At 74.2% G+C, this 10,244-nt stretch carries 13 protein-coding genes and 1 pseudogene; all 14 read right to left on the bottom strand.

All coding sequences use genetic code 11. From position 1 onward, the window contains the following. The coding region (locus tag Q7T15_RS02035) for a pyridoxal-phosphate dependent enzyme (RefSeq protein ID WP_304692775.1) at positions 1-669 on the bottom strand (669 nt) is incomplete at its 3' end. Beyond that, positions 666-1,442 (bottom strand): indole-3-glycerol phosphate synthase TrpC, encoded by a 777-nt coding sequence (trpC, locus tag Q7T15_RS02030; protein ID WP_304692773.1) that lies wholly within the window; start codon positions 1,440-1,442, stop codon positions 666-668. The genes trpC and Q7T15_RS02035, both read right to left, overlap by 4 nt. Before the next feature lies 1 nt (position 1,443). Continuing rightward, on the bottom strand, positions 1,444-1,674 hold the full coding sequence (locus tag Q7T15_RS02025) for a DUF6704 family protein (RefSeq protein WP_304692771.1): 231 nt from the start codon (positions 1,672-1,674) through the stop codon (positions 1,444-1,446). A gap of 70 nt (positions 1,675-1,744) precedes the next feature. Next, positions 1,745-2,338: a Trp biosynthesis-associated membrane protein gene (locus Q7T15_RS02020; RefSeq protein WP_304692769.1), complete on the bottom strand. Its 594-nt coding sequence runs from the start codon at positions 2,336-2,338 to the stop codon at positions 1,745-1,747. After that, on the bottom strand, positions 2,335-3,855 hold the full coding sequence (locus Q7T15_RS02015; RefSeq protein ID WP_304692767.1) for an anthranilate synthase component I: 1,521 nt from the start codon (positions 3,853-3,855) through the stop codon (positions 2,335-2,337). Before Q7T15_RS02015 ends, Q7T15_RS02020 begins: the two co-directional genes overlap by 4 nt. Continuing rightward, positions 3,852-4,307, bottom strand: a complete 456-nt coding sequence (gene hisI / locus Q7T15_RS02010) for a phosphoribosyl-AMP cyclohydrolase (protein WP_304692765.1) — start codon at positions 4,305-4,307, stop codon at positions 3,852-3,854. The genes Q7T15_RS02015 and hisI overlap by 4 nt, the downstream gene beginning before the upstream one ends. Then, on the bottom strand, positions 4,304-5,065 hold the full coding sequence (gene hisF, locus Q7T15_RS02005; RefSeq protein ID WP_304692763.1) for an imidazole glycerol phosphate synthase subunit HisF: 762 nt from the start codon (positions 5,063-5,065) through the stop codon (positions 4,304-4,306). The genes hisI and hisF overlap by 4 nt, the downstream gene beginning before the upstream one ends. Next, positions 5,065-5,904, bottom strand: coding sequence for an ATP phosphoribosyltransferase (hisG, locus tag Q7T15_RS02000; RefSeq protein ID WP_304692761.1), 840 nt, complete (start codon positions 5,902-5,904; stop codon positions 5,065-5,067). Before hisG ends, hisF begins: the two co-directional genes overlap by 1 nt. Before the next feature lie 76 nt (positions 5,905-5,980). Beyond that, complete coding sequence (locus Q7T15_RS01995; RefSeq protein ID WP_304692759.1) at positions 5,981-6,244, bottom strand: phosphoribosyl-ATP diphosphatase; 264 nt, start codon at positions 6,242-6,244, stop codon at positions 5,981-5,983. Between the two features lie 52 nt (positions 6,245-6,296). Beyond that, on the bottom strand, positions 6,297-6,665 hold the full coding sequence (locus tag Q7T15_RS01990; protein WP_055861184.1) for an FKBP-type peptidyl-prolyl cis-trans isomerase: 369 nt from the start codon (positions 6,663-6,665) through the stop codon (positions 6,297-6,299). A 46-nt stretch (positions 6,666-6,711) separates the two neighbouring features. Then, a complete protein-coding gene (gene rpe, locus Q7T15_RS01985) occupies positions 6,712-7,374 on the bottom strand; it encodes a ribulose-phosphate 3-epimerase (RefSeq protein WP_304692755.1) in 663 nt (220 codons plus the stop codon). Further along, positions 7,371-8,915 carry an RsmB/NOP family class I SAM-dependent RNA methyltransferase gene (locus Q7T15_RS01980; protein WP_304692753.1) on the bottom strand — a complete coding sequence of 515 codons (1,545 nt, stop codon included), beginning with the start codon at positions 8,913-8,915 and terminating at the stop codon, positions 7,371-7,373. Before Q7T15_RS01980 ends, rpe begins: the two co-directional genes overlap by 4 nt. Before the next feature lie 13 nt (positions 8,916-8,928). Then, on the bottom strand, positions 8,929-9,849 hold the full coding sequence (locus Q7T15_RS01975; protein ID WP_304692777.1) for a methionyl-tRNA formyltransferase: 921 nt from the start codon (positions 9,847-9,849) through the stop codon (positions 8,929-8,931). A gap of 5 nt (positions 9,850-9,854) precedes the next feature. After that, a pseudogene (locus tag Q7T15_RS01970) lies at positions 9,855-10,244 on the bottom strand (hypothetical protein); the annotation flags it as partial.

Raw genomic sequence — 10,244 nt, 5'->3', positions numbered from 1 at the left:
CGTGAGTTCCCGCACCTGCTCGCGGGCCTCGGTACCGATGACGGCGTGGAAGTCGCGCACCATGGTCGGGAACGGGTGCGGGCCCGCGACGGTGCCGAGCAGGTAGTGCGTCGTGTCGACGTTCGCCACCCAGTCGCGCATGGCGTCGTTGATGGCGTCCTTCAGCGTGCGCGACCCGGTCTGGACGGCCACCACCTCGGCACCGAGCAGCTTCATGCGGGCCACGTTCAACGCCTGCCGCTCGGTGTCGACGGCGCCCATGTACACGACGCACTCCATGCCGAACAGGGCGGCGGCGGTCGCACTCGCGACGCCGTGCTGCCCGGCACCCGTCTCGGCGATGAGTCGCGTCTTGCCGAGGCGCTTTGCCAGCAGAGCCTGGCCGAGCACGTTGTTGATCTTGTGGCTGCCCGTGTGGTTCAGGTCTTCGCGCTTCAACAGGATGCGTGCGCCGCCCGCGTGCTCGGCGAAGCGGGGCGCCTCGGTGATGATCGACGGCCGGCCCGTGTACGTGCGGTGCAGCTCGGCGAGCTCGTCCGCGAAGGAGGGGTCGTTCTTGGCCGCGGTGTACGCGGCGTCGAGCTCGTCGAGGGCGGCGATGAGGGACTCGGGCACGAAGCGGCCGCCGAAGCTGCCGAAGTAGGGCCCGGTCATGCTGCGCAGGCTCATGAGACCTCCCGGAATCGTTCGAGTGCGGCGCGGGGGTTCCCGCCCGTCACGAGTGCTTCGCCGACGAGCACGGCGTCGGCTCCGGATCGGCGGTAGTGGATGACGTCGTCGACGCCGAGGACGGCCGACTCCGCGACCGTCACGGTGCCCGCGGGGATGAGGGGCGCGAGGCGGCCGAACAGGTCGCGGTCGAGCTCGAAGGTCGACAGGTTGCGGGCGTTGACGCCGATGAGCGAGGCGCCCAGGTCGACCGCGCGGCGGACCTCGTCGGCGTCGTGCGTCTCGACGAGCGGCGTCATGCCGAGCTCGAGGATGAGCGCGTGGAGGCTCGCGAGCGTCGCGTCGTCGAGGGCGGAGACGATGAGGAGCACGAGGTCGGCGCCCGCGGCGCGCGCCTCGAGCACCTGGTAGGGCTCGGCGATGAAGTCCTTGCGCAGCAGCGGGGTCGCGACCGCGGCGCGCACCGCGACGAGGTCGTCGAGGCTGCCGCCGAACCGGCGCTCCTCGGTGAGGACGCTGATCGCGCTCGCGCCGCCCGCTGCGTACTCCGCGGCGAGGGCGGCGGGGTCGGGGATGGCCGCGAGCGCGCCGCGGGAGGGGCTCGCGCGCTTGACCTCGGCGATGACCTTGATGCGGTCGGCCGGGGCGAGCGCCGCGAGGGCGTCGAGCGCCGCGGGAGCCGCGAGGGCATCCGCCTCGACGGCCGCGAGGGGACGCTGCTCGCGCCGGCGAGCGGCGTCGGCGAGGGCCCCGGCGACGAGGTCGCCGAGCACGCTAGTGGTGCGCCTTCGGCGAGTAGCGCGGGCCCTTGGCGCCGTAGCCCGCGCGGGCCATGAGGGCGCCCACGACGAGACCGACGACGACGAGACCGGCGCTCGCCCACACGACGGCGGGGACGTCGAACCAGAAGGCCAGCGTGCCGATCGTGAATGCGACGAGGATGATCGTGACGGCCGTCCAGGCGGCGGGCGAGTGTCCGTGGCCGGGGTCGGACTGCGCGTTCATTGTTCTCCTCGAGCGTCGAGTTCTGGCGGGGGTGCTCCGCCGGGATCAGGCTACGGGGAGCCCCCTGAGTCTACCCTGCCGTCGGATCGCGGCCGTCGCTCAGGGCGTCCCACGCGTCGAGCCGATCGGCGCGGCCCTCGGTCGCCGGGTCGTCGGTCGGTGCGGTGCGGACGGCGTCGTACTTGCGCACGCGCTCGGGCCAGCGGCGCGCCGTGAGGGCGATTCCGATGCCCGCGAGAGCGCCGAGGATGCCCGCGACGAGAGCGACGGACGGCCAGGCCGTGAGCGCCGCCGACTGCACGATCTGCCGCACCGACTCGTCGCCGTCGACGCCGCTCAGCGCGGTCACCGCGGCGGAGGCGGCCCCGACGGGGTCGCCGAGCGCGAGGGCGGCGGATGTCACGATCGCGGAGGACAGCAGCGCGAGGAGGATGCCGAGGACGACGCGGAACACGCGGCCCGCGAGCGCGAGCGCGGCGACGAGAGCGAGCGCGGCGAGAGCGAGGGCGGGCAGCGCCGGCGCCGCGACATCCCCCGCCGCCGTGACCGGCCGGCCGTCGTCGAGCGCGGCGTCGACCCATGGCTGCGTCCAGGAGAGCAGGGCGAGTGCCGCGACGACGAGCGGCGCGAGCAGGGCGAGCGCGCGGACGCGGCGAGGCGTCACGTCGTCGCCGCCCGCAGCGCGTTCGCGATCGCGACGGCCCGCAGGGGCGCCGCGGCCTTGTTGACGGCCTCCTGGTGCTCGGAGGCGGGGTCGGAGTCGGCGACGAGGCCCGCACCGGCCTGCACGCGCGCGACGCCGTCGCGCAGGAACGCCGTCCGGATCGCGATCGCGAGATCGACGTCGCCGGAGAACGAGAAGTAGCCGACCACTCCCCCGTAGACGCCGCGGCGGGCGGGCTCGAGCTCGTCGATGATCTCGAGCGCGCGCGGCTTCGGTGCGCCGCTCAGCGTGCCGGCGGGGAACGTCGCGCGGAACACATCGATGGGTGACGCGGTCGGGCGGATGTCGCCCTCGACGCTCGAGACGAGGTGCATGATGTGGCTGAACCGCTCGACCTGCATGAACTCGGTGACCTCGATCGTGCCCGCGCGGCACACCTTCGAGAGGTCGTTGCGGGCGAGGTCGACGAGCATGAGGTGCTCGGCCTGCTCCTTGGCGTCGGCGAGCAGCTCCTCCGCGAGCTCCTGGTCGGCCTCGGGCGTCTCGCCGCGGGGGCGCGAGCCCGCGATCGGGTGCGAGTAGACGCGGCCGTCGGTGACCTTTACGAGCGCCTCGGGCGAGGAGCCGACGATCGCGTAGGGCTCGCCGTCGGCGGTCGTGAGCGTGAGCGCGTACATGTACGGCGAGGGGTTGAGGGCGCGCAGCACGCGGTAGACGTCGAGGGCGGATGCCGTGAGCGGGTGATCGAAGCGCTGCGCGATGACGACCTGGAACACGTCGCCATCGCGGATGAAGCGCTTCGAGGCCTCGACCGAGGCCTGGAACTCCTCCGGCGTCGAGCGCGGCTGGGGCTCGGGCTCGGCCCGGAGGTCGATGTGCGCGGGCTCCGTGCGGGCCGGGCGGCCGAGCTCGGCCTCGAGCGCGTCCAGACGCTGCTGGGCGTGCGCCCACATCGCGTCGGGCTCGTCGACGCCGTCGGCGAGCACCGACACCACGAGCGACACGGTGCCCTGGCGGTGGTCCATGACGAGGAGCTCGCTCACGAAGGCGAAGGCCAGCTCGGGGCAGGGGAAATCGCTCGGCGGGGCATCCGGCAGATTCTCGACCTGCCGCACGGCGTCCCACCCGATGAAGCCGACGAGGCCGCCCGTGAGCGGCGGGTGGCTCGCGTCGTGAGGCGAGGCCCAGCGCGCGTAGAGCGCGTCGAGGGCGTCGAGGGTGCGCTCGGAGACGTCGCCGCCGAACGCGCGCTCGGCGGGGATTCCGTAGTCGAGCCACGCGGTGCGCCCATCGTGCTCGGTGAGGACGCCGAACGAGCGCACGCCGATGAACGAGTACCGCGACCAGATGCCGCCCTGCTCGGCGGACTCGAGGAGGAAGCCGCCCGGACGGTCCTCCGCGAGGGCGCGGTAGAGGCCGACGGGCGTGAGCGCGTCGGCGAACAGTTCGCGGACGACGGGCACGACGCGGGCGCCGCCCAGCTGGCGGTCGAAGTCGGCGCGCGTCGTCGTGGTCATCGGGCGTCCTCCTCCGGGCGCGGGTCGGTGCGGGATGCCGCGTCGAGCGGCAGGAAGGAATCGACGTCGAAGCAGCGGCGCGCGCCCGTGTGGCACGCGGGGCCGATCTGCTCGACCTGGAGCAGCAGCGTGTCGGCGTCGCAGTCGAGCTCGGCGCCGCGCAGGAGCTGGACGTTGCCGCTCGTGTCGCCCTTGCGCCAGTACTCCTGGCGGGAGCGGCTCCAGTAGGTGACGCGACCCGTCGTGAGCGTGCGGCGCAGGGCCTCGGCGTCCATGTAGCCGAGCATGAGGACCTCGCGCGAATCCCACTGCTGCATTACCGCGGGCAGGAGGCCCCGGTCGTCGAAGTGCGCGCGGGCCACGACGGAGGCCGCGGCATCCTCGTCGATCGTCACGGGGGCGTCGTGATCGTGGGCGGGGCTCTCGTGGTCGGGACGGATCGCGTCGCTCATCGGATCTTCACTCCCTCGGCGCGCAGGGCGTCCTTCACCTGGCCGACCGTGAGCTCGGCGTTGTGGAACACGCTCGCGGCGAGCACCGCGTCGGCCCCCGCGGCGATCGCGGGGGCGAAGTGCTCGAGCGCGCCCGCTCCGCCCGAGGCGATCACGGGGACGACGGCGAGCTCGTGCATCGCGGCGATGAGCTCGGTGTCGAAGCCCGCCTTCGTGCCGTCGGCGTCGATCGAGTTGACGAGGAGCTCGCCCGCGCCGCGCTCCATCGCCTCGCGGGCCCAGGCGAGCGCGTCGATGCTCGTTCGGGTGCGGCCGCCGTGGGTCGTGACGACGAAGCCGCTCTCGGCGGAGGCGTCGCGCGTGACGTCGAGCGACAGCACGCACACCTGCGCGCCGAACCGGTCGGCGATCTCGTCGATGAGCGCGGGGCGCGCGATCGCGGCGCTGTTGACGCCGATCTTGTCGGCGCCGTGCGCGAGGAGCTTCGCGACGTCCTCGGTCGAGCGGACTCCCCCGCCGACGGTGAGCGGGATGAAGACCTGCTCGGCCGTCGCCTGCACGACGTCGTACATCGTGTCGCGGTTGTCGACGGTCGCCTTGACGTCGAGGAAGGTGATCTCGTCGGCTCCCTGCTCGTAGTACTTCCGCGCGAGCTCGATGGGGTCGCCCGCGTCGCGGAGGTTGAGGAAGTTCACGCCCTTGACGACGCGGCCGGCCGCCACGTCGAGGCACGGGATGACCCGGACGGCGACGCTCATCAGATGCGGGCGGCGTGGATCGGGGTGACGAGGATGGCGCGGGCGCCGATGTCGTACAGCGCGTCCATGACGTGGTTGGTCTCGTGGCGCGGCACCATCGCGCGGACGGCGACCCAGTCGGGGTCGGCGAGCGGGCTCACGGTCGGCGATTCGAGGCCCGGCGTGACGGCCTGCGCCTGCGGCAGGAGCTCGCGCGGCAGGTCGTAGTCGATGAGCACGTACTGGCGGGCGACGAGCACGCCCTGCAGGCGCCGCTGGAGGGTCGCGATGCCGGGGAGCTCGGGCTTGGCGGAGATGAGGACCGCGGTCGACTCGAGGATGACCGGGCCGACGATCTCGAGGCCCTGCGCGCGGAGGGTCGAACCCGTCGAGACGACGTCGGCGACGGCGTCGGCGACGCCGAGCCGGACGGCCGACTCGACCGCGCCGTCGAGGCGGATGAGCTGCGCCGTCACGCCGTGGTCGGCGAGGAACGCGCCGACGAGCCCGGGGTAGCTCGTCGCGATGCGGCGGCCCTCGAGGTCGGCGAGCTCGTGCACGGTGCCCGGCACCGCGGCGAAGCGGAAGGTCGAGTCGCCGAAGTCGAGGGACTGGATCTCGACGGCCTCGGAGCCGGAGTCGAGCAGCAGGTCGCGGCCCGTGATGCCGACGTCGAGGGCGCCCGAGCCGACGTAGGTCGCGATGTCGCGCGGGCGCAGGTAGAAGAACTCGACGCCGTTGCGCGGGTCGGCGACGGTGAGGGCGCGCGGGTCGCGGCGGCCGGTGTAGCCGGCCTCGACGAGCATCTCGACGGCGGTCTCGGAGAGGGAGCCCTTGTTGGGCACCGCGATTCTCAGCATGGGGGTCTCTTCGTCGGCCGCGGGACGCGCGGCGGGCTGCGGGGTGGTGGCGGGCTGCGGGGTGGCGGGCATCGGCCTAGAGGTGCTTGTAGACGTCGTCGAGACTCAGGCCCTTCGCGAGCATGAGCACCTGCAAGTGGTAGAGCAGCTGCGAGATCTCCTCCGCCGTCGCGTCGTCGCTCTCGTACTCGGCCGCCATCCAGACCTCGGCTGCCTCCTCGACGATCTTCTTGCCGATCGCATGCACGCCCGCGTCCAGTCGCTCCACGGTGCCGCTCCCGGCGGGTCGCGTGCGGGCGGTCTCGCCGAGCTCGGCGAAGAGGGCGTCGAAGGTCTTCACGATCGACCAGGCTACCGGGCGGCGCTGGGCATCCCGCGCCGCCCGGTGCGGCTCAGCTGACGCCGAGCAGGTCGATCACGAAGACGAGGGTCTTGCCCGAGAGCCGGTGGCCGCCGCCGGCGGGGCCGTAGGCGAGGTGCGGCGGGCAGACGAGCTGGCGTCGGCCGCCGACCTTCATGCCGGGGATGCCCTGCTGCCAGCCGGCGATGAGGCTGCCGAGGGGGAAGTTGATCGACGAGCCGCGGTTCCACGACGCGTCGAACTCCTCGCCCGAGTCGAACTCGACGCCCACGTAGTGCACGTCGACGGTCGAGCCGGGCGCGGCCTCCTGGCCGTCGCCGACGACGAGGTCGGTGATGACGAGCTCCTGCGGTGCAGGGCCCTCGAAGAAGTCGATTTCGGGCTTGGTGAGTTCGCTCATGCCTCCATCCAACCAGACGGGCAGGGGGCGGATGCCCGGGGCGGGGTCAGTGCGCGTGCGCGGCCGCGGCGACCCGCAGCTCGGCGATCGCGCGCTCGACGTCATCCGCGCCGTACACGCTCGACCCGGCGACGAAGGTGTCGGCGCCCGCCTCGGCCGCGATGCCGATCGTGTCGACCGTGATGCCGCCGTCGACCTGGAGCCAGACGTCGAGACCGTCCGCCTCGACGACCTGCCGCAGCGCGCGGAGCTTCGGCATCGTGTCGGCCATGAACGACTGCCCGCCGAAGCCGGGCTCGACCGTCATGACGAGCACCTGGTCGAACTCGGGGAGCAGGTCGAGGTAGCCCTCGACGGGCGTGCCCGGCTTGACGGCGAGGCCGGCGCGCGCCCCGCGGTCGCGGATCGCGCGCGCGGTGGCCACGGCATCCGTCGCCGCCTCGGCGTGGAAGGTGACCGAGAACGCGCCGAGCTCGGCGTAGCCGGGGGCCCAGCGGTCGGCGTCGCTGATCATGAGGTGCACGTCGAGCGGGATGGGCGAGACCTCCTGGATGCGCCGCACCATCTGCGGGCCGAAGGTGAGGTTCGGCACGAAGTGGTTGTCCATAACGTCGACGTGCACGAGGTCGGCGGAGCCGATGCGCTCGAGGTCGCGCTGCATGTTGACGAAGTCGGCGGAGAGGATGCTCGGGTTGATGCGCACGGTCACGCTCGAAGCGTATCGAGGGCGGGGCCCGCCTCGGGTGCGGGGCGCTCGAGGAGCTGGATGAACATCGCGTCGCCGCCGTGCCGGTGCGGCCAGAGCTGCACGGCGCCGTCGAGGTCGCCGAGGTCGAGCGGCTCGCGCACGACGCCGGCGAGCACCGCCCCGGTGTCGACGCGCCGAATGCCGGCCGTGGCCACGGTGTCGCTCGCGAGCACGCGATCGACGACCTCGCGCGTCTCGGCGGGATGCGGCGAGCACGTCACGTAGGCGAGCAGGCCACCGGGGCGCAGGGCTCCGATCGCAGACTCGAGCAGCTCGGTCTGCAGAGCCGCGAGCTCCGGCACGTCGGCCGCGGTCTTGCGCCAGCGGGCCTCGGGTCGGCGCCGGAGAGCGCCGAGACCCGTGCACGGGGCGTCGAGCAGGATGCGGTCGAAGCCCTCGGCGTCGGTGGCGTCGATCGTGCGCCCGTCGCCCGTGCGCACCTCGATGCCGTCGCCGAGCGGGGCGAGGGCCTTCCGGACGAGCTCGGCGCGCGCCGGGACGACCTCGTTGGCGACGAGGGTCGCTCCCCCGGCGATCGCCTCGGCCGCGAGGAGCGCGGCCTTGCCGCCGGGGCCGGCGCAGAGGTCGAGCCAGCGCTCGCCCGCCGTGACGGGGCGGGCGCGGCTGAGCGCGAGCGCGGCGAGCTGGCTGCCCTCGTCCTGGACGCGGACGCGCCCCGCGGCGACCTCGGGGTCCGCGGCCGGATCGCCGCTCGGCGAGACGTACCCGAGCGGCGAGTGGTGCGTGCGCGACCCCTCGAGCTCGGGCGGGACGACCGCGAGGCCGGGCAGGGCGACGAGCGTCACGCGCGGCGAGGCGTTGTCGGCCGCCAGGAGGACGGGGAGCTCGGCACCGCGCCCCTCGCGCTCGAGCGCGGATCGCAGGGCGGCCACGACCCAGAGGGGATGCGCCGTAGCGATCGCGAGGCGGGCATCCGGGTCGGTCTCGTCGGCGAGGAGCAGGTCGGTCCATTCCTGCTCGGAGCGCTCGGCGATGCGGCGCAGCACGGCGTTGATGAACCCCGTCGCGCGGTGGGCGCCGATCGCGCGGCTGAGCTCGACGGTCTCGCCGACGGCCGCGTGGGCGGGGACGCGCATCGCGAGGAGCTGATGAGCGCCGAGGCGGACGACGTCGAGCGCGTCAGCGTCGATGCGGTCGACTCCGCGCCCGGAGGCCTCGACGATGATCGCGTCGTAGAGACCGCGCCGGCGCAGCGTGCCGTAGGCGAGCTCGGTCGCGAGCCCGGAGTCGGCGGTGCTGAGGCGGGCGCGGCGGATCGCGACGGGCAGCAGGAGGTTCGCGTAGGCGTCGTCGCGGGCGACGGCGCGGACGACCTCGAGGGCGACGCCGCGCGCGGTCGCGGGGAGCCGGGAACGACGAGCGGGGCGCTCGACGGGGGCGCCGGCGGGCCCGGGCGTCGCCTTCGGAGCTTTGGTGCGGCCGGAGCCGGAGCCGCGAGCAGCGCCGCCGCGGGGGCCGCCCCCTCCGCGCACGTTCCTCACGACAGCACCGCGCTCACGACAGCACCGGCAGCGCGTCGGCGCCGAGGCCGCGCGCCCAGTCGCCCGCGCTCATCGCCGAGCGGCCGGCGGGTTGCACACGCACGAGCTCAAGCGGCGCCGTCGCGGTGCCGACGAGCACGCGGCGGCCGTCGAGCGCGCACGCGCCGGGCGGGAGCGAACGGGCGTCGCGAGCGGGGGTCGCCTCGAGGACCTTGAGGACCGCGCCGTCACCGGCCGTGGAGAATGCGCCGGGCTCAGGAGTGACGCCGCGGATGCGCGCGTGCACGGCCTCGACGGGTTCGCCCCAGCGGATCCGGGCGTCGTCGCGCACGAGCTTCGGCGCGAAGGTCGGCTCGCCCTCCTGGGGGCGCGCGGTGAGGGCTCCCGCGGCGAGGCCGTCGACGACGCCCCGGGTGAGCGCGGAGCCCGAGACGCTCAGCGCGTCGAGAAGCGCTCCGGCGGTGCGGTGCGCGCCGATCGTCTCGCGCTCCTGGGCGAACCAGTCGCCCTCGTCGAGCCCCGGGGTGAGCTGGAAGACCGTCGCGCCCGTCACCTCGTCGCCCGCGATGATCGCGTGCTGCACCGGCGCGGCACCGCGCCAGCGCGGGAGCAGCGAGAAGTGCAGGTTGATCCAGCCGAGGCGCGGCCAGCTCAGGAGCGGTTCGCGCACGAGCCCGCCGTACGCGACGATGACGCCGAGGTCGACGTCGAGCGGCAGGAGCTCGGGCTCGAGCTCGGCGAGGCGCGTCGTCTCGAGCACGGGAAGGCCGAGCTCGGTCGCGCGCGCGGCGACGGGCGTCGGTGTGAGCACGCGCTTCCGGCCGAGCGGCGCGGGCGGCCGCGTGATGACGCGGACGATCTCGTGCTCGCTCGCGGCGAGGGCGTCGAGGGTGGGAACGGCGGCCGAGGGGCTGCCGGCGACGACGAGGCGCAGGGCGGTCATCCCTCCATCCTCCCGGACGCGGCGGCGGTGCGGGCGCCGGGCGGCGCTCCCCCGGGGTCGTCGAAGGGCTCCTGGTCGTCGAAGCGCACGCGGAGAGGGACGGTGCGCCGGCGCGGGGGCGTGCCGGGGATGCGCGGCGCGCGGCTCGTGGCCGCCTTCACGAGTGCGGCCTTGAGCAGTCGCGCGACCTCGTCACCGCGGGCGTAGTCGAAGCGCACGATGGCCCGCACGCGGTCGTCGCCGAGCTCGACCGGACCGAGGACATCGACGCCGTCGAGAGCCGCGACCTCGGCCGAGGCGCGGGCGACCGCCGCCGGCTCCCCCGCGATCGCCGCGACGCGCACGGCGGGCGGGAAGCGGTCGTGCGCCGGTCGGCGAGCTCGGCG

Origin of the sequence: Microcella sp., assembly GCF_030645145.1 — a bacterium.
Lineage (GTDB): Bacteria > Actinomycetota > Actinomycetes > Actinomycetales > Microbacteriaceae > Microcella.
The sequence above is the reverse complement of the archived record's forward strand: the minus strand, read 5'-3'. Positions and strand labels throughout refer to the sequence as shown.